This is a genomic window from Actinomadura sp. NBRC 104412 (assembly GCF_030269515.1).
Lineage (GTDB): Bacteria > Actinomycetota > Actinomycetes > Streptosporangiales > Streptosporangiaceae > Spirillospora.
Genome location: NZ_BSTM01000009.1, coordinates 58261 through 77617 on the forward strand (window position 1 = coordinate 58261; position 19357 = coordinate 77617).

Here is a 19357-nt window from a genome sequence, read left to right on the forward strand (position 1 = left end):
TACTGTGGCGGTGATTACCCGGGGGGACAGGAGAACATCGTTGACCGCCGAGACGACCGAGTGCGCGATCAGTGTGCTGCAGGATCTCCTGCGCGTGTACGACCACCGTTTCCTTGAACTGGACGAGCGGCGCCGCGAACGGCTGATCGAGGGGACGCGGCGGGCCCTCGGCGAGGAGGAGTTCGGCGACGCCGCCCGCGCCGCGCTGCCCTCGTCCTACCGGCTGCGGCTGTTCTGCCTCCGGTACGGACTGCGCGATGAGCTGGAGCGTCTGATCCGCGACGAGGCCGAGGGCCGTCCGCCCGGAGCGGTGGTGGTGGGCGGACGGGTGTACGCGATGTACCCGTACCTGCGCGGCGTCCCACGCGATGACGTCGACATCACATCCGAAGTGGGGGTGGCGCACCGGCTTGACGCGGCGGGCTGGCACGGACCGCGACTGCGGGTGCGGGGCCGCGCGGTGCTCGAACAGATCGAGACCCGCGAGACCCGCGTCGAGATCGTCCTGCGGAACGCGGCGACGCTGACCGAACACCGCGTGGTGGCGGGCGTGACACCGGACGGCTCCTTCGACGCCGAGCAGCCCGTCCAGGAACCCGGCATCTGGGAGGTCCATGTGATCGCGTCCACACTGGGCGTCAGCCGCGAGGCCCCGCTGGGCCCGGTCCGCGGCCCCCGAGTGAAGACCGACCCGCAACGCCGCGCCATCGCCCCCGACACCGAGGCCACCATCCACTTCACGACCGGCGACCGCCTAGCAGTCCTGGTCGAACAGGACGAGCCGCCCATCCACCCCCTGACCCGTCTACGACGCCGCCTGCTCCCCCGCCTCCGAAGCCGCCCCCACACCCCCAACCAGACACCGCAGCCGCCAAAAGCGGAGGGGACTTCCAAGACCAATGGCCCCAGAAGCCCCCTCCAACCAACGGAGGCCACCACGCCCCCCAACCCCTGATCACGATGCCCGACGCCACACCCATTCCATCAACCGACCCAAACGGTCACCCAAGCGCCGCGAGCCCCCAGGCGAGAAGGGCCGCTCGCGCCCGCAATAACCACCTCTCGCACCTACCCCAGCCCGCAACCCCAGCCCCGAACGGTCGCTCAAGCGCTGCGATCGCGTCCGAAGGCAGGTCCGAGCCTGCGAGGACCTGATCGCGAAGCGAGCCCCCAGGCGAGTCGAAGCGATGCAGCGATCGCGCGCGGTGCCGGAGAAGGAGGGCGTTCAGCGCCCGACGCCGCAGGCACCGCCAATAAACACGCGCTGCGATCGCGACCGAAGGCAGGTCCGAGCCTGCGAGGACCTGATCGCGAAGCGAGCCCCCAGGCGAGTCGAAGCGATGCAGCGATCGCCGCAAGCACGACAAGCGACGAGCCGCCAGGCGAGGAGCGCAGCTCGCGCCTGCAAGAAACCCCTCTCGCAACGACCTCAGCCCGTCACCCCAGCCCCGAACGGTCGCCCAAGCGCTGCGATCGCGACCGAAGGCAGGGGCGAGCGCCAGCGAGACCCTGATCGCGGAGCGAGCCCCTGGGCGAGTCGAAGCGATGCAGCGATCGCCGCAAGCACGACAAGCGACGAGCCCCCAGGCGAGGAGCGCAGCTCGCGCTTGCAATAAACACAGCGCAGCTCGTGCTTGCAATAAACACAGCGCAGCTCGTGCTTGCCAATAAACTCAGTCGTTGAGCCAGCTCATCATGGGGCGGAGTTTGGCGCCGGTCTTCTCGATCGGGTGTTCGGCGAGTTCTTCCCGGTACTTGCCGAACTGGGCCTGGCCGCCTTCGAACTCGGCGACGAGTTCCTTGGCGTACTCGCCGGACTGGACCTCGGCGAGGATCTTCTTCATCTCCGCCTTGGTGTCGGAGGTGATGATCCGGGGGCCGCGGCTGTAGCCGCCGTACTCGGCGTTGTCGGAGACCGACCAGTACATCTTGGAGATGCCGCCCTCGTAGATGAGGTCGACGATGAGCTTGACCTCGTGGAGGGTCTCGAAGTAGGCGACTTCGGGCTGGTAGCCGGCTTCGGTCAGCACCTCGAACCCGTTCTTGATCAGCTCGGAGAGCCCGCCGCACAGGACGACCTGCTCGCCGAACAGGTCGGTTTCGGTCTCTTCGGTGAAGGTGGTCTTGATGCCGCCGGCGCGGAGGCCGCCGATCGCCTTGGCGTAGGAGAGGGCGAGGGGCCAGCCGTTGCCGGAGAAGTCCTTCTCCACGGCGACGATGACGGGTACGCCGCGTCCGGCGGTGAACTGGCGGCGCACCAGGTGGCCGGGGCCCTTGGGGGCGACCATGCAGACGTCGACGCCTTCGGGCGGCTGTACGAGGCCGTAGCGGATGCTGAAGCCGTGGCCGAAGAACAGCGCGTCCCCTTCGACCAGTGCCGGCTTGATGTCCTTCTCGAAGATCTCGCGGTGGTGGTGGTCGGGGGCCAGCAGCATGATCAGGTCGGCTTCCTCGGCCGCTTCGGCGGGCGTGACCACGCGCAGCCCTTCCGCTTCGGCCTTCTCGCGGCTGGGCGAGCCTTCCCTGAGACCGACGCGGACGTCCACGCCCGAGTCGCGCAGTGAGAGCGCGTGCGCGTGGCCCTGGCTGCCGTACCCGATGATGGCCACGTGCCGGCCCTGGATGACGCTCAGGTCGGCGTCGTTGTCGTAGAACATCTCAGCCACTGTGCTGCTGCCTTTCGTTTCTGTTGGTTGCGGGTCTAGGCGCTGCGTTCGATGGCGCGCAGCGAGCGGTCGGTGATGGAGCGCGCGCCGCGGCCGATGGCCACCATGCCGGATTGGACGAGTTCCTTGATGCCGAACGGCTCCAGCACCCGGATCAGCGCGTCCAGTTTGTCGCGGTTGCCGGTGGCTTCGATGGTGACGGCGTCCGGCGCCACGTCGACGACCTTGGCCCGGAACAACTGGACGGTCTCCAGCACCTGGGACCGGGTCTCGGCGTCCGCCCGGACCTTGACCAGCACGAGTTCGCGCTGGACGGAGGCGGACGGATCCAGCTCGACGATCTTGAGCACGTTGACCAGCTTGTTGAGCTGCTTGGTGACCTGTTCCAGCGGCAGGTCGGCCACGTTCACCACGATCGTCATCCGGGAGATCTCGGGGTGCTCGGTGACGCCGACGGCGAGCGATTCGATGTTGAACCCGCGCCGGGAGAACAGCGCGGCGACCCTGGCGAGGATGCCGGGCTTGTTCTCCACGAGGACGGAGAGGGTGTGCAGGCTCATCGGGGTCAGTCTCCGTTCTCCCAGTCGGGCGCCAGATCGCGGGCGATCTTGATGTCGTCGTTGGCGGTGCCCGCGGCGACCATCGGCCACACCATCGCGTCCTGGTGGACGACGAAGTCGATGACCACCGGGCTGTCGTTGATCTCCATCGCCTTGGCGATCACGTCGTCGACGTCCTCGGTCTTGTCGCAGCGCAGCCCGACGCACCCGTGCGCCTCGGCCAGCTTGACGAAGTCGGGGATGAACCGGGGCCGCTCGCCGGCGGGGCGCCGCAGGTCGGTGTTGGAGTAGCGCTCGTTGTAGAACAGCGTCTGCCACTGCCGCACCATCCCCAGGTTGCCGTTGTTGATCACGGCGATCTTGACGGGGATGCCCTCGATCGCGCAGGTCGCCAGCTCCTGGTTGGTCATCTGGAAGCAGCCGTCGCCGTCGATCGCCCACACCTGGGCGTCCGGCGCGCCGACCTTGGCGCCCATCGCGGCCGGGACGGCGTACCCCATGGTGCCCGCGCCGCCGGAGTTGAGGAAGGCGCCGGGCCGCTCGTACTTGATGAACTGCGCCGCCCACATCTGGTGCTGGCCGACGCCCGCGACGTAGTACGCGTCGGGCCCGGCCAGCGCGCCGATCCGCTCGATCACGTACTGCGGCGCCAGGGAGCCGTCCTCGGGCTGGTCGTAGCCGAGCGGGTAGGTGGTGCGCCACGCGTCGAGCTGCCGCCACCAGGCCGTGTAGTCGCCCTTGCGGCCGGCCTCGTGCTCGGCCTGCAACGCGACGATCAGGTCCGCGATGACCTCCCGGGCGTCGCCCACGATCGGGACGTCGGCGTGCCGGTTCTTGGAGATCTCCGCGGGGTCGATGTCGGCGTGCACGACCTTGGCGTACGGGGCGAACCCGTCCAGCTTGCCGGTGACCCGGTCGTCGAAGCGGGCGCCGAGGGCGACGAGCAGGTCGGCCTTCTGCAGCGCGCCGACCGCGCCGACGCTGCCGTGCATGCCCGGCATCCCCATGTGCAGCGGGTGGCTGTCGGGCAGCGCGCCCTTGGCCATCAGGGTGGTGACGACCGGCGCCCCGGCCAGTTCCGCCAGCACCTTCAGCTCCGCGGACGCGCCGGCCTTCAGGACGCCGCCGCCGACGTACAGCACCGGGCGCTCGGCCTCCACGATCAGCCGTGCCGCCTCACGCACCTGCTTGGAGTGCGGCCGGGTGACCGGGCGGTAGCCGGGGAGCTGCATGGTGACGGGCCACTCGAACGTGCAGGTGGCCTGCATCGCGTCCTTGGCGATGTCCACGAGGACGGGGCCGGGACGCCCGGTCGAGGCGATGTGGAACGCCTCGGCGATGGTGCGGGCGATGTCCTCGGCCTTGGTCACCAGGAAGTTGTGCTTGGTGATCGGCATGGTGATGCCAGCGATGTCCGCCTCCTGGAAGGCGTCGGTGCCGATCTGCTTGCTGGGCACCTGCCCGGTGATCGCCACCAGCGGCACCGAGTCCATGTACGCGTCGGAGATGGCGGTGACCAGGTTGGTGGCGCCCGGCCCGCTGGTGGCCATGCACACGCCCACCTTGCCGGTCACCATCGCGTACCCCTGGGCGGCGTGCCCCGCCCCCTGCTCGTGCCGGACCAGGATGTGGCGCACCTTCCTGGAGTCGAAGAGGGGGTCGTAGGCCGGGAGGATCGCACCCCCCGGAATGCCGAACACGGTGTCGACGCCGACGTTCTCCAGGGCGCGGACCAGCGCCTGGGCTCCGGTCATCTGTTCGGTCGTCATGGTCTGCGTTCCTTGTGAGGTTCTGGTGGAGTGCCGGGTGATCGCCGTGGCTCGGTGTCCGCGGGCCCCACCCGGCGGGCGGTGTGAGGCCAACAAAAAACCCCCGCCGCCGGCTGGCGGTCGAGGGCGCGCGCAGGACGAGGTGCTTGGTCAGCCTGCGCGCCGACCAAGTACTACGAGGATCAGGGAACCACTCTGCACGGGCCTTACTTTCGCCGACTTCCCGGCCACCGTCAAATCCTTGGACGGATTATCTCACCCAGTGAGACGAGTGGCTCATCCCACCGGGTGGGACAGCGGCGGCTCGTCGTCCAGCGGCAGCGGTATTTCGCCTGGTAGGGCCTGCGCCTCCAGGTTCGTGCGGACCAGCGACTCCACCCTGCGCGCCGCCATCGGCCTCGCCACCAGGAACCCCTGACCGGCCGGGCACCGCATCGCCCGCAGCAGCTCCAGCTGCTCGGGACGCTCGATGCCCTCGGCCACCACCGTCAGCCCCAGCTCGGCGCCCAGCCCGACGATCGCGCGGGTCAGCAGTGTGCCGGTCTCGTCCGTGCCCAGCGCCGCCACGAACGACGGGTCGATCTTCAGCACGTCCACCGGGAGCTGCCCCAGGTAGGCCAGCGACGCGTACCCGGTGCCGAAGTCGTCGATCGCCAGCCGCACCCCGAGCCGGCGCAGCTCCGACAGCCGCGCCACGCTCTGCCCCGCGTCCTCGACCAGCACCTCCTCGCGGACCTCCACGGTCAGCGCCTCCGGCGACAGCCCCGTGTCCTCCAGCGCCGCCGCGACCGACTCCACGAACCGCGGCGCCTGGATCTGCCGTGCCGTGAAGTTCACCGACAGGCCGATGTCCCACGAACCGCCGCGCCAGCGCGCCACCTCACGGCACGCCTCCCGCAGCGCCCACTCCCCCAGCGGCACCATCAGGCCCGACTCCTCGGCCGGGCCGATGAACTCCTCGGGCGGCACCGACTCGTTGCCACGCCACCAGCGCAGCAGCGCCTCCACCCCCGTCACCCGGGACGTGGCCAGCTCCACCACCGGCTGGAACTCCAGGGCGAACTGCTCCTCGGCCAGCGCCTTCCGCAGATCCGTGCCCAGCTCCAGCCTCCGCACCACGTCCGCGTGCATGTGCGGGGCGAACACCTCCACCCGGCCGCCGCCCAGCTCCTTGGCCCTGGCCATCGCCAGGTCGCCGTTGCGGATCAGGTCGGCGGCGCTGCGCCGCAGCCTGCGTCCCGCGTCCCTCGGCTGCGGAGCGGCCGTGGCCTTCCCCTTCGGCGCGTCCGCCGCGCCCTCCTCGTCGCCCGCGAACGCGATGCCGATGCTGGCCGTCAGCGCGATCCCCCGGCCCCCCACCCGGTACGGCTCCAGCGTCAGCACGCGCAGCATCCGCTCCGCGAGATCGACCGCCGCCCGCGTCTCCGCGCGGCTGGGGCCACCGCCCGCCGTGCCGCGCGAGGCGTCCGCGGGAAGCTGCACCAGGACGGCGTACTCGTCCCCGCCCCACCGGCACACCGTGTCATCGGCCTGGACGGTGCCGCGCAGCCGCCGCGCCGCCTGCGCCAGCACCTGGTCGCCCGCCGCGTGCCCGGCCGAGTCGTTCACCGCCGTGAAACCGTCCAGATCGACGAACAGGACGGCGACCCTGCACCCGTCCTCCCCCTCCCGGGGCTGCCGCGACAGCAGCTCCCGCGTGCGCTCCTCGAAGAACGCCCGGTTCGGCAGGCCCGTCAGACCGTCGTGGAAGGTCAGATGGGTCACCTGGCGGCGCAGCGCCGCCTCCTCGCTGAGATCCCGGGTCGTGATCAGCAACCGGCCCCGCGCCTCGCCCGTGCCGCTGTACCGCGACACCGTCGACTCGGTGGGCAGCCACGTCCCGTCCGACGCCCGGATCCGGAACGCCAGCCGGAACGCGCCGTTCCCCGCGGCCTCCGCCCCCTCGGCGGCCACCGCCGACCCGGACCCGTCCGGCACGACGCCCTCCGGCAGGTCGTCGACGTCCGGGTCGTCCACCGCCTCCTCGGCCTCCCACTCCTCCTCACCGGCCAGGAGCTCCGCGAACACCGCCCGCACCCGGGGCAGGTCCTCGGGGTGGATGATCTCGTGCAGGGGCCTGTCCAGCAGCTCCTGCGGCGCGTACCGGTACATCCGCAGGGCGCCCGCGCTCGCGTACTGGACGACCGCCTTCAGGTCGCAGATCAGCACCGCGTCGTTGATGCTCTCCGACAGCGCGCGGAAATGATCCTCGCCCGAGTCGACCGCGCGCCGCAGCCGCTCGTTCTCCCGCAGCAACCCCGCCAGGCGCGCCAGCACCACCAGCGCCGCCGTCCCCGCCACCAGCGGCACCACCGGATCCACCCCGCCCGACACCAGCGCGTGCAACGTCACCACCAGCGCCGCCACGGCCGCCACCACCGCCGGAACGACCCCGACCCGGCCCAGGCGCCACGTCCCGTCCTGATCGGCCTCGACCGCGGGCACCGGCACGACCAGCGGCATCAGCACCAGCAGCACCAGCCCCGCCACCCGCAGCACATCCGCCGGGTCACCCTCGACCCCGCCGCCGCGCAGCCGTGCGATCATCGTCACCACGTCGGCCGCGGCGAACGCCGCCAGCGCCCCGTACCCCGCCCACGCCCGCACCCGGTACGCACGCGACGCGCCCACGGCGAACGGCAGCGCGGCGCACAACACCACGACATCGATCAGCGGATACAGCAGCTCCAGCAGGAACTCCGACGGAGTCTCCCCCGACCGGTGATACAGATCCCCGAACTGCGTCACCCAGCCCAGCACGAAAAGCGCCGCCACGAACAAGTACACGTCCGCCGCGTACCGGACCCATGCGTAACCGTCCCGGGGCAGCCGCGCCGGCGCCACCAGCCCCGCCGCCAACGACCCCACCGCGATCAGATAGAACAAGTCGCTGATCGACAACGACAGGGCACTGCGCGTCGCCGCGCCCGACCACAACGCCGAACCCACCGCGGCCACGAACCACGAAGCCGCCGCGACCCCGAACCACCGCCATCCCGAACCGTCCTGCGGCGCCACCCGGTACGCGCGGATCAACACCACCGCCGCCACCGCCGAGGCCGCCGCCTCCCCCCACGAGACGAACGCCGCGCCGCCCCAGCCCAGCAGGGAACCCACGACGTACAGCACACCCGCGACCGCGACCATGCCGACCGGCAGCGCCCGCGGCGGAACCCGCCGCGGCGACCACCAGGTCCTGTCGCCGCTCATCGCGCCGTGCCCCCTCCTGCCGTCAGGGCGCCCGGCGACGCGAAAACCGCGCCACCACGCGCCCGGGGAGTGTCGTCATCGAACCGCGCCGATCATCCAGTGCAACGCCCGGCGCGCCGCCAATCGTGCCCCCGCGCGGGGGTGAGCGCCGGGACCTCGGCGAGCGTATCCGCTCCGCCGACGGTAGGTCAGCGACGTTGCTGCATGCGGGATCACCGTGTCGCCCAATGTACGTTCCGTAGGTCACAACAGGATTGAGGGAGTATCTCTGTTCACTGTGGGGGGCGACCCCCCACACCCCCCGATACGGGGTCAGCGACCACCGCCACTCGCCTTGACGGCTCGCGGCGGCGGCCACTGACCCCGGGCGGGGCTCCGCCCCGCGCCCCGGTCAGGGGCTCCGCCCCCGACACCCCCGTTGGGGCTTTGCCCCTTGCCCCTTTTTGGGGGCTTCGGCCCCTTGGTCCCTGGGCGGCGTTGGTGAATGACGTGGGCTGGTGGTCAAGATCACGGGGGCTCGGGGTGTTGTGGGGGCGCTCCCGGAGGGGGCGGGTTGCGGGTTTCGGTGTTTCGGAACGGGATGGCCTTCGGATCCGTAGTAAGAGTGACGTGACCGAGAGGCGGCCGATGACTTTTCTGGGGAAGCGTGTGATTCTGGCGGCGGGGGCCGCCGCTGTTCTGCTGGCGGGGTGTTCGGACGGCGGGTCCGGGCAGGCGGGGCCGTCGGGGACGGGGGGTGCTCGGACGCCCGCGCCGGTTCCCAGTTCTGGTGCGACCGGGACGGCGCGGCTCGGGCAGCCTCGGACGTTGGCCACCGGGCTCGAAGTGCCGTGGGCGGTGGCCTTCCTGCCCGGCGGGGACGCGCTGGTCACTGAACGCGACAGCGGGGACCTGGTGCGTGTGACGCCGCAGGGGCAGGTCAGCCGGGTCGGGAGGGTTCCCGGGGTTCAGCCCGGGGGCGAGGCCGGGTTGCTGGGTGTGGCCGTCTCGCCGCGGTACGAGCAGGATCGGACGATCTACCTGTACTACACGGCGGCCGAGGACAACCGGGTGGTGCGGGCGCGGTACGACGGGGAGCTCGGGCAGTTCCGTCCGATCGTGACGGGGATTCCCAAGGCCGGGAACCATGACGGGGGCCGGCTCGCGTTCGGGCCCGATGGGTACCTGTACGTCTCCACCGGGGAGGCGGGGCAGGTGGAGCTTGCGCAGAACCGGGAGTCGCTCGGCGGGAAGATCCTGCGGGTGACCGGGGACGGGCGCCCGGCGCCCGGCAACCCCTTCGGGACGCGGGTGTGGTCGTACGGGCACCGCAACGTGCAGGGGCTCGCCTGGGATCAGGAGCGGCGGCTGTTCGCCACCGAGTTCGGCCAGAACACCTTCGACGAGATCAACAGGATCGAGCGGGGGCGCAACTACGGGTGGCCCGAGGTGGAGGGCGTGGGGAACCGGCGTCCCTTCACCGATCCGCTGCTGACGTGGAGCACGGCCGAGGCGTCGCCTTCGGGGCTGGCGATCGCGGGCGGGTCGCTGTGGGCGGCGGCGCTGCGGGGCGAGCGGCTCTGGCAGGTGCCTTTGGACGGTAAGGGGGGCGTGGGCCGTCCGGTCGCGCACTTCGACGGGCGGTACGGGCGGCTGCGTGCCGTCGTCGCGGCGCCCGACGGGCGGTCGCTGTGGGTCACGACCAGCAACCATGACGGCCGTGGGGATCCCCGGGAGGGGGACGACAGGATCCTCGTCATCCCCCTCCGGTGACGTCCGTCAGGAGACGCCCAGCTTCTCCAGGATGAGCCGGCGGGCGCGGCCCGCGTCCGCCTGGCCCTTGGTGGCCTTCATGATGGGACCGATCAGGGCGCCGACCGCGTTGACCTTGCCGCCGCGGACCTTGTCGGCGACCTCCGGGTTGTCCGCGATCACCTGGTCGATGATGGCGGCCAGCTCGCCCTCATCGCGGACGATCTTGAGGCCGCGGGCGGCGACCACCTCGTCCGGGGTGCCCTCGCCCGCGAGGACGCCGGTGAAGACCTGGCGGGCCAGCTTGTCGTTCAGCTCGCCGGCCGTGACCATCTCCTGGACGCGGGCCACCTGGGCGGGCGTGATGGGCAGGTCCGCGAGCTCCAGGCCCTGCTCGGTGGCGCGGCGGGACAGCTCGTTCATCCACCACTTGCGGGCCGCCGCGGGGTCGGTGCCCGCCTTGACCGTCTCCTCGATCAGGTCGAGGGCGCCGGCGTTGACCACGTCCCGCAGCTCCAGGTCGGAGAGGTTCCATTCCCTCTGGACGCGGGCCCGGCGGGCGGCGGGCAGCTCCGGCAGGGACGCGCGCAGCTCCTCCACCCAGTCCCGGGACGGTGCCATCGGCACCAGGTCGGGCTCGGGGAAGTAGCGGTAGTCCTGCGCCTCCTCCTTGCTCCGGCCGCTGCTGGTGGTGCCGGTCTCCTCGTTGAAGTGCCGGGTCTCCTGGATCACGCGGCCGCCCGCGTCCAGGACGCCCGCCTGCCGCTCGATCTCGGAACGGACCGCGCGTTCCACGGAACGCAGCGAGTTGACGTTCTTGGTCTCGGTGCGGGTTCCCCACTCGGAGGCGCCGCGCGGCATGAGGGAGACGTTGACGTCGCAGCGCATCGAGCCCTGCTCCATGCGGACGTCCGAGACCCCCAGGGCACGGACGAGTTCCCGCAGCTCGGTCGCGTAGGCGCGGGCCACGAGGGGCGCCTTGTCGCCGGTCGCGGTGATCGGCTTGGTCACGATCTCCACCAGCGGGATCCCGGCCCGGTTGTAGTCGACCAGCGAGTGGTCCGCGCCGTGGATGCGCCCGGTGGCGCCGCCCCGGTGCAGCGACTTGCCGGTGTCCTCCTCCATGTGGACGCGCTCGATCCCGATCCGGTACGTCTCGCCCTCCACCTCGACGTCGAGGTGGCCGTTCACGCACAGAGGCTCGTCGTACTGGGAGATCTGAAAGTTCTTCGGCATGTCCGGGTAGAAGTAGTTCTTCCGGGCGAACCTGCACCATTCGACGATCTCGCAGCCGAGCGCCAGGCCGATCTTGATAATGCCCTCGATCGCGGCCTGGTTGGTCACGGGAAGGCTTCCGGGCAGCCCGAGGCAGACCGGGCAGACCTGGGTGTTGGGCTCGGCCCCGAACGTGGTCGGGCAGCCGCAGAACATCTTCGACCGCGTGCCAAGCTCGATATGCGTCTCGATTCCCAGGACCGGCTCATACTTGGCCAGCGCCTGCTCATACGGCAGCAGCGTCGGAGCGGTCACTTCTCTCCCCATCCCTTCAGCGCCCCTCGGACCGTGCCCGCGTACGCGGGAACCTGTCCGAGGGATTCGACGTAGTCGTCTCGGCGGCGCCCGCCGCCCTCAGAGCTCCGGGGCCTTGGCCAGGAGCGGGCCGTTCCAGGTGTCCTGCAAGGCGCGCTCCACCGCGGCGGCGGCCTGGTAGACGCGGTGGTCGGCCAGGGCCGGCGCCATGATTTGGAGACCGACCGGGAGGCCGTCCTCATCGGCGAGGCCGCAGGGGACCGAGATGGCGGCGTTCCCCGCCAGGTTGGACGGGATGGTGTAGAGGTCGGCCAGGTACATCGCCATCGGGTCGTCCGCGCGCTCGCCGAGCGGGAAGGCCGTGGTCGGGGTGGTGGGCGACAGCAGCACGTCCACCTGGCCGAACGCGGCGTCGAAGTCACGCTTGATCAGCGTGCGGACCTGCTGCGCCTTGCCGTAGTAGGCGTCGTAGTAGCCCGAGGACAGCGCGTAGGTGCCCAGCATGATCCGCCGCTTGACCTCCGCGCCGAAGCCCTTGGCGCGGGTGAGCGCCATGACCTCCTCGGCGCTGCGCGTCCCGTCGTCCCCGACCCGCAGCCCGTACCTCATCGCGTCGAAACGCGCCAGGTTGGACGAGCATTCCGAGGGGGCGATCAGGTAGTAGGCGGGCAGCGCGTAGGTGAAGTTGGGGCAGGACACCTCGACGACCTTGGCGCCCAGCGACTCCAGGAGGTCGACGGCCTCCTGGAAGCGGGCGCGCACGCCCGGCTGGGAGCCGTCGCCGGCCAGTTCCCTGACCACGCCGACGGTCATGCCGGTCACGTCGGCGCGGCGCGCGGCCTCAACGACCGGCGGCACGGGCTGGTCGATCGAGGTGGAGTCCATCCTGTCGTGACCGGAGAACGCCTGGTGAAGGAGCGCCGCGTCCAGGACGTTGCGGGCGAAGGGACCCGGCGTGTCCAGGGACGAGGCGAACGCGATCACCCCGTACCGGGACGAGCCGCCGTAGGTGGGCTTGGTGCCCACGATCCCGGTGACCGCCGCGGGCTGCCGGATCGAGCCGCCGGTGTCGGTGCCGGTGGCCAGCGGCGCCTCGTACGCGGCGACCGCCGCCGACGAGCCGCCGGACGAGCCGCCGGGGATCCGGGTCAGGTCCCAGGGGTTGTGCGTGTTGCCGTAGGCGCTGTTCTCGGTGGACGAGCCCATCGCGAACTCGTCCATGTTGGTCTTGCCGAGGATGATCAGCCCCGCCTCGCGCAGCCGCGCGGTCACGGTGGCGTCGTACGGCGGCCGCCAGCCCTCCAGGATCCTGGACCCGGCGGTGGTGGGCATGTCGGTGGTGGTGAACACGTCCTTGTGCGCGATCGGCACTCCCGCCAGCGGGCCCAGCTCCTCGCCCGCGGCGAGCCGTTCGTCGACCCGGCGGGCCTGGGCCAGCACCGTCTCCTCGTCCACGTGGAGGAACGCGCGTACCCGGCCGTCCACCGCCTGCACGCGGTCCAGGTGGGCGCGGGCCACCTCCGCCGCCGACGTCTGACCGGACGCGATCAGCTCGCCCAGCTCGGCCGCGGTCCGCCTGACCAGATCGTCGCTCACCGTCACGCCTCCTCGTCCAGGATCCGCGGGACGCGGAAACGCTGCTCCTCGGCCGCGGGAGCCTCGGCCAGCGCCTGCTCGGGCGTCAGGCAGGGCACGTTCTCGTCCGGCCGGTAGACGTTGGTCAGCGGCAGCGGGTGCGAGGTCGGCGGGATGTCCTCCGCCGCGACCTCCTGGACCCGCGCGACCGCGGAGATGATCTGGTCGAGCTGGGCGGCGAGATGGTCGAGCTCATCGTCGGCCAGCGCCAGCCGGGACAGCCGGGCGAGGTGAGCCACCTCGTCACGGGTGATGGCGGACATGTGACAACCGTTCCTGCGATCGATGGGGTTCGCCGCCCATCCTAGGGGCCGCACCCCGCCCGCCCGACACCATTTACCCGCCGGTGGGAGGTCCGTTACGGCCGCCTATTGGGGAGGAGCCTGCCCCGGCTGCGGAGGCACGGGCGCGTAGGGCTGCCCGTACGGCGGAGGCGGCAGTACCTCGCCCCGCCCTCCGAAGGACACCCTGTTCGCCCGCGGCGCGGACGGCCTGCCCAGCCCTGCGAGCGCACCCGCGGCGATGATCGCGCAGGAGATCATGCCGAATCCCGCCATCAGGAGGGCCTTGGTGCTGTCCTGGTCCTGGCTGTCGACCTCTGAGGTTGCGGCGAGAAAGAAGATGCCCAGACCGATCAGCGCAAGTACAAAGATCACGGCGCGCAGTTCGTTCACGCGCATACTCTAGCGGACCGGCACCAATATCACGGTTTCGTACGGATATGCGGGGAACGCCCATCAGGGACGAGAGGAGAGACCGTGACCATCGGAGCCGGGCTCACGCTGATCATCATCGGCGCGATCCTGACCTACGCCGTCGAGGTCGAGATCAGCGGCCTGGACATCCGCGTGGTCGGCATCATCCTGATGATCGGCGGACTGGCCGGGCTGATCATCGGCATCATCCGCATGGCCAGCGCCCGCCGCCGCCCACCCCCGGGAGGCGACGGACGCTACTACGACGACACCTACCAGGACGTCCCCCCAGACCGCCGCCACCCCCACTAAGGACAAACCCCCAACCCCCGGAAATAACAACATAAAAGCAACACCAAAAACCCAATTATCGCCCCCACAAAGAAACCCGCACAACCATCACCCCGGACACATCGCCCTGGGACCCCCGCACCGCTCGACCACCACAGCGGAGACAGGAACCCTCTCCCGCCGACGCTCGTCGTCACGAACCAGCACACCCAACCCGTTAACCAACCACCTCAGCCCGCAACCCAACCCGAACATCCGCTAGCGATCGCCGCAAGCACGACCAACGACATGCCACCAGGCGAGAAGCGCAGCCCGCGCCTGCAACAGACCGCAACAACCTCAACCCCCTCACCCCGGCCCCGAACGGCACCCGTCGCGATCGCGACCGAAGGCAGGTTCCGAACCTGCGAGAAACCCGATCGCACAGCCAGCCTCTAGGCGAGTCGAAACAACGCCAGCGATCGCACGCAGCCGCGACCAGCGACAAGCCGCCAGGCGAGAAGTGCAGCTCGCACCTGCAATAAACACCTCTCGCACCCACCCCAACCCCCAACCCCAGCCCCGAACGGTCGCTCAAGCGCTGCGATCGCGTCCGAAGGCAGGTTCCGAGCTTGCGAGGAACCTGATCGCGAAGCGAGCCCCTGGGCGAGTCGGAGCGATGCAGCGATCGCACGCGGTGCCGGAGAAGGAGGGCGCCCAGCGCCCGACGCCGCAGGCACCGCCAATAAACACTACGCGGCGGGTTCTGGGGCGCGTTGCATTCGGCGGCGGAGCCAGTCGGTGGCGGTGGCGGCGTCCATGGGGCGGCCGAAGTGCCAGCCTTGGGCGGCGTCGCAGCCCATTTCGCGGAGGGCGACGGCGGTTTGGGGGTCTTCGACGCCTTCGGCGACGGAGCGTAGGCCGAGGGTGCGGACGAGGTCGACGATGGAGCGGACGATCACGGCGTCGTCGGCGGAGGTGGTGATGCGGGTGACGAACGAGGCGTCGATCTTGATTTCTTCGACGGGCATTCGTTTCAGGCGGACGAGGGAGGAGTAGCCGGTGCCGAAGTCGTCGAGGCTGAGGGGGATGCCGAGGGCGGCGAGCGCGGTGACGGTGTCGGAGGCGTAGGCGGCCTCGTTCATGAGGATGCGCTCGGTGATCTCCAGTTGGAGGGCGGCGGCGGGGAGGCCGCGGCGTAGCAGGCCGTTCTCGATGGTCTCGGTGAGGCCGGTGTCGAGCAGGTCGCGTCCGGAGGCGTTCACGGCGACCTGGACGGTGAGGTCTTCCCGCCACCAGTCGGCGGCTTGGGCGAGGGCCGCCTCGACGACGTGGCGGGTGATCGAGCGCATGAGGTAGGTCTGTTCGGCGACCGGCAGGAAGTGGTCGGGTTCCAGCACGCCCTGGTCGGGGTGGCGCCAGCGGACGAGGGCTTCCATCCCGACGAGCTGGCCGTCGTGCAGGGACACCTTGGGCTGGTAGTACAGCTCGAGTTCGCCCCGGTCGACGGCGCGGCGGAGGTCGCCGAGCATGGTGAGGCGGGCCGGGGAGTTGCGGTCGTTGGCGGGTGAGTAGACCTCGACGCCGCTGCGGCTGCCTTTGGCGTTGTACATGGCCACGTCGGCGCGCTGGAGGAGCAGCTCGAAGTCGGGGGCGTGGTCGGGGAACAGCGCGATGCCGACGCTGGCCTCCAGGTCGAAGGACATGCCGTCCATGCGCACGGGTTCGCTGAGGGCGGCGCGGAGCCGGGCGGCGACCTCGCGGGCGGCGGCGGCGTCGCGGACGGTGGGGAGCAGCACGGCGAACTCGTCGCCGCCGAGCCTGGCGACCAGGTCGCCGGGGCGGACGCTGTGGGTGAGGCGGTGCGCGACGAGCTGGAGCAGCCGGTCGCCCGTGGCGTGCCCGAGGGTGTCGTTGACCTCTTTGAAGCGGTCGAGGTCGAGCAGGAAGAGCCCGGCGCGGCGGTCCTGCTCGGTGCCCTGCCTGCGGCGGCCGGTCAGCAGGGAGGGGCCGGGGCCGCCGGCGGCGCGCACGTCGGCCAGGGCCTGTTCGGTGCGGACGATCAGCAGTTTGCGGTTGGGCAGCCCGGTGAGGCCGTCGTGCAGGGCCTGGTGTTCGCGCCGTACCGAGACCGAGGCGTTGAGGTAGACCGCGATGAACGGCAGCACGATCAGCGGGACGAACGCGGCGGAGCGGTGCATGGCCACGACCATGAGGGGGGCCAGGCCGAGCAGTGCGAGGTGCACGAGCACCTGGTAGCCGAGGTCCCAGCGGAGCGCCTTGATCAGTGGGACGCGTTCGTGCAGCGCGACGGCGGTGCCGACGAGGGTGACGTTGCCGGCGAAGTAGACCGCGCCGGCCAGCGCGATGGCGGGCAGGTCGGATCCTTGGGGTACCCACAGGGACGTGGGGCCGGCCTGCACTCCGTAGAGGACCAGCACCAGGTGGGCGGCGCCCAGGCTGAGGGTGTACTGGGCGGCGTTGAAGGCGATGCGGTGGGGGCTGCGGCCACGCAGGACGCCGCAGGTGGTGGCGGCGACGGCTTGGAGGAGCGCGGCGATGGGCAGGCCCGCGTACAGGAGGGCCGCGAACGAGAACGTGGTGGAGGTGGTGGCGCCGTTGTTCTCGGTGGAGCCGGGCGTGATGATCGGGCGCAGCTCGCCGAAGATGATGAAGCAGCCCAGGATCCAGAACAGGGGGTTGCCCACGAGGGCGTCGACGTCCGCGCCGGTCAGCGTGGTGAGCGCGGCGACGCACGCGGCGATGCCCGCCAGGGTGGTCACCAGGAAGTAGGTCCAGAGCGGTGACCCCCGGCGCGGCACCGTGTTCCGCGTGTTGTTCGGGTCCTTCATCACTTCCTCGGGGGGATTGCGGGGGGCGTCCCCCGGCGGGGCGCGGTCGCCCGCAGGTGGGTCGTGATGTCAGGGAGGGTACGACCTTTACCCACCTCGCGAAACCGATTGGGTACGTTCCGTTATGCCCATTGTGCACCAGCGCACCGGCTCAGTGTAGCCGGACCATGCCTTTGGGTAACGCCCGCCTGGTTATCGGCGCGACCGCCACGGGCCGGTCATGCGTCCCCGCTCTGGGTTACATTTTTGGCCGCTTCCGGCCCTTCGTTCAGCAGGACCCGGAACCCGGCCTCGTCCAGCACGGGGACGCCGAGCTTGACGGCCTTGTCGTACTTGGACCCGGGGCTCTCCCCCACCACCACGAAATCGGTCTTCTTGGACACCGATCCGCTGACCCTGCCGCCGCGCTCCTGCACCGCCTCGGTGGCCGAGTCGCGGCTGAACTCCTCCAGCGAGCCGGTGATGACCACGCTGACGCCCTCCAGGGGACGCGGGCCCGCGGTCGTCTCGTCCTCCATCCGCACACCGGCGGCGGCCCATTTGTCCACGATCTCGCGGTGCCAGTCGACCGCGAACCAGTCCTTGATGGACCTGGCGATGGTCGGCCCCACCCCTTCGACCGCGGCCAGTTCCTCCTCCGAGGCGTTGCGGATGGCGTCCATCGAGCGCATCTCGCGGGCGAGGTCCTGCGCGACGGACGGGCCGACGTGCCGGATGGACAGCGCCACGAGCACCCGCCACAGCGGCTGCTCCTTGGCCTCCTCCAGTTCCTGGAGCAGCTTGTCGACGATCTTCTTGGGCTTGCCCTCCTTGTTGGCGAAGAACGTCACGACCTTGGGCTCGCCGGTCTTGTCGTCGATCCTCGGCAGGCCGGTGCGCTGGTCGCGCACCACCGTCTTGATCGGCAGCAGCCGCTCCACTGTGAGGTCGAACAGGTCGCCCTCGTTCTCGACCGGCGGCTCGCTGGGCTCCAGCGGCTGGGTGAGCGCGGTCGCGCCGACATAGCCCAGGGCGTCGATGTCGAAGGCGCTGCGGCCCGCGACGAAGAACAGCCGCTCGCGTAGCTGCGCCGGGCACCGCCGCGCGTTGGGGCAGCGGATGTCGACGTCGCTCTCCTTCTCGCGCTCCAGCTTGGTGCCGCACTCGGGGCAGTGCGTGGGCATGGAGAACTCGCGTTCGGACCCGTCGCGCATCCCCGGCACCGGCGCCACGATCTCGGGGATCACGTCGCCGGCCTTGCGCAGCACCACGGTGTCGCCGATGAGCACGCCCTTGCGCTTGACCTCGCGCTCGTTGTGCAGGGTCGCGTAGGCCACCACGGACCCGGCCACCTCGACCGGCTGCATCACCCCGTAGGGGGTGATCCGCCCGGTGCGCCCGACGCCGACCTTGATGTCGAGCAGCTTGGTGTTGACCTCTTCGGGCGGGTACTTCCAGGCGATCGCCCAGCGCGGCGCGCGCGAGGTGGACCCGAGCCGCCGCTGCAAGGGGAACTGGTCGACCTTCACCACCACGCCGTCGATCTCGTAGGCGGTGTCGTGCCGGTGCTCGCCGTAGTGCTCGATGTACGCGCGGACCTCGTCCATCGTCTCGACGACCCGGTAGCGGTCGCTGACGGGCAGCCCCCACCCGCGCATCAGCTCGTACGACCCGGACTGGCTGTCGGGCCGCTTGCCGCCGCGCCAGGCGCCGAACCCGTGGACCAGCATGTCGAGGGGGCGCCGCGCGGTGACCCGCGGGTCCTTCTGGCGCAGCGACCCGGCCGCGGCGTTGCGCGGGTTGGCGAACGGCGGCTTGCCCGCCTCCGCCTGGGCCTCGTTGACCTGCCGGAACCCCTCGACGGTCAGGAAGACCTCGCCGCGCACCTCCAGCACCTCGGGCCAGCCCTCGCCCTTGAGCCTGGTCGGGACGGAGTCGATGGTGCGGACGTTGAGCGTCACGTCCTCGCCGGTGCGGCCGTCGCCCCTGGTCACACCGCGCACCAGCCGGCCGTCCTCGTACACCAGCGCGATCGCCAGTCCGTCGATCTTGGGCTCGCAGAGGTAGGCGGCGACCTTGCCGACCTCCTTGACCACCCGCTCGTCCCAGGCCAGCAGGTCCTCGACGTTCATCGCGTTGTCGAGGCTCTGCATGCGCTCCAGGTGCGGGACGGTGGCGAACTCGGTGATCAGCGCCGCCCCGACCCGCTGCGTCGGCGAGTCGGGCGTGACCAGTTCCGGATACTCGTCCTCCAGCGCCCTGAGCTCGCGCATCAGCCTGTCGTATTCGGCGTCGCTCAGCGTCGGGCTGTCGAGCACGTAGTAGCGGTAGTTGGCCTCGTCGATCTCCTGGCTCAGCTCGAAATGGCGCCGAGCCGCCTCGGCCGGTACACCGTTGCTCGCGGTCATGACCCCATTGTGG

The 19357-nt window shown here is 70.7% G+C and carries 13 protein-coding genes; 3 read left to right on the plus strand and 10 right to left on the minus strand.

What is annotated here, in order from left to right; genetic code table 11:
* Window positions 1–40: 40 nt before the first annotated feature.
* Window positions 41–955 (plus strand): hypothetical protein, encoded by a 915-nt coding sequence (locus tag QSK21_RS13745; protein ID WP_285696059.1) that lies wholly within the window; start codon window positions 41–43, stop codon window positions 953–955.
* A gap of 718 nt (window positions 956–1673) precedes the next feature.
* Here the strand turns inward: QSK21_RS13745 and ilvC are convergent.
* The 4 genes from ilvC to QSK21_RS13765 form a co-directional block, all read right to left on the minus strand.
* Window positions 1674–2657: a ketol-acid reductoisomerase gene (gene ilvC, locus QSK21_RS13750; RefSeq protein WP_285696060.1), complete on the minus strand. Its 984-nt coding sequence runs from the start codon at window positions 2655–2657 to the stop codon at window positions 1674–1676.
* A gap of 44 nt (window positions 2658–2701) precedes the next feature.
* Window positions 2702–3226, minus strand: a complete 525-nt coding sequence (gene ilvN, locus QSK21_RS13755; protein ID WP_285696061.1) for an acetolactate synthase small subunit — start codon at window positions 3224–3226, stop codon at window positions 2702–2704.
* A 5-nt stretch (window positions 3227–3231) separates the two neighbouring features.
* Entirely contained in the window at window positions 3232–5037 is a 1806-nt protein-coding gene (locus QSK21_RS13760; RefSeq protein WP_285696260.1) for an acetolactate synthase large subunit, read from the minus strand.
* Between the two features lie 234 nt (window positions 5038–5271).
* Window positions 5272–8244 carry a putative bifunctional diguanylate cyclase/phosphodiesterase gene (locus QSK21_RS13765; RefSeq protein WP_285696062.1) on the minus strand — a complete coding sequence of 991 codons (2973 nt, stop codon included), beginning with the start codon at window positions 8242–8244 and terminating at the stop codon, window positions 5272–5274.
* Window positions 8245–8871: 627 nt separating this feature from the next.
* On the opposite strand from QSK21_RS13765, the gene QSK21_RS13770 reads away from it, so the two are divergent.
* Window positions 8872–9996, plus strand: a complete 1125-nt coding sequence (locus tag QSK21_RS13770; RefSeq protein ID WP_285696261.1) for a PQQ-dependent sugar dehydrogenase — start codon at window positions 8872–8874, stop codon at window positions 9994–9996.
* A gap of 6 nt (window positions 9997–10002) precedes the next feature.
* Here the strand turns inward: QSK21_RS13770 and gatB are convergent, their stop codons facing one another.
* From gatB to QSK21_RS13790, 4 genes are all read right to left on the minus strand, one after another.
* Window positions 10003–11505, minus strand: a complete 1503-nt coding sequence (gene gatB / locus QSK21_RS13775) for an Asp-tRNA(Asn)/Glu-tRNA(Gln) amidotransferase subunit GatB (protein WP_502871558.1) — start codon at window positions 11503–11505, stop codon at window positions 10003–10005.
* A 99-nt stretch (window positions 11506–11604) separates the two neighbouring features.
* Entirely contained in the window at window positions 11605–13101 is a 1497-nt protein-coding gene (gatA, locus tag QSK21_RS13780) for an Asp-tRNA(Asn)/Glu-tRNA(Gln) amidotransferase subunit GatA (RefSeq protein WP_285696064.1), read from the minus strand.
* Window positions 13102–13103: 2 nt separating this feature from the next.
* Window positions 13104–13403: an Asp-tRNA(Asn)/Glu-tRNA(Gln) amidotransferase subunit GatC gene (gene gatC, locus QSK21_RS13785; protein WP_285696065.1), complete on the minus strand. Its 300-nt coding sequence runs from the start codon at window positions 13401–13403 to the stop codon at window positions 13104–13106.
* Between the two features lie 105 nt (window positions 13404–13508).
* Window positions 13509–13814: a hypothetical protein gene (locus QSK21_RS13790; protein WP_285696066.1), complete on the minus strand. Its 306-nt coding sequence runs from the start codon at window positions 13812–13814 to the stop codon at window positions 13509–13511.
* 84 nt (window positions 13815–13898) lie between these two features.
* Between QSK21_RS13790 and QSK21_RS13795 the strand changes: the two genes are divergently transcribed.
* On the plus strand, window positions 13899–14147 hold the full coding sequence (locus QSK21_RS13795; protein ID WP_285696067.1) for a DUF6458 family protein: 249 nt from the start codon (window positions 13899–13901) through the stop codon (window positions 14145–14147).
* 710 nt (window positions 14148–14857) lie between these two features.
* Here the strand turns inward: QSK21_RS13795 and QSK21_RS13800 are convergent.
* Both QSK21_RS13800 and ligA read right to left on the minus strand, forming a co-directional pair.
* Complete coding sequence (locus tag QSK21_RS13800; RefSeq protein WP_285696068.1) at window positions 14858–16957, minus strand: putative bifunctional diguanylate cyclase/phosphodiesterase; 2100 nt, start codon at window positions 16955–16957, stop codon at window positions 14858–14860.
* A gap of 218 nt (window positions 16958–17175) precedes the next feature.
* On the minus strand, window positions 17176–19344 hold the full coding sequence (gene ligA, locus QSK21_RS13805) for an NAD-dependent DNA ligase LigA (protein ID WP_285696069.1): 2169 nt from the start codon (window positions 19342–19344) through the stop codon (window positions 17176–17178).
* Window positions 19345–19357 lie beyond the last annotated feature (13 nt).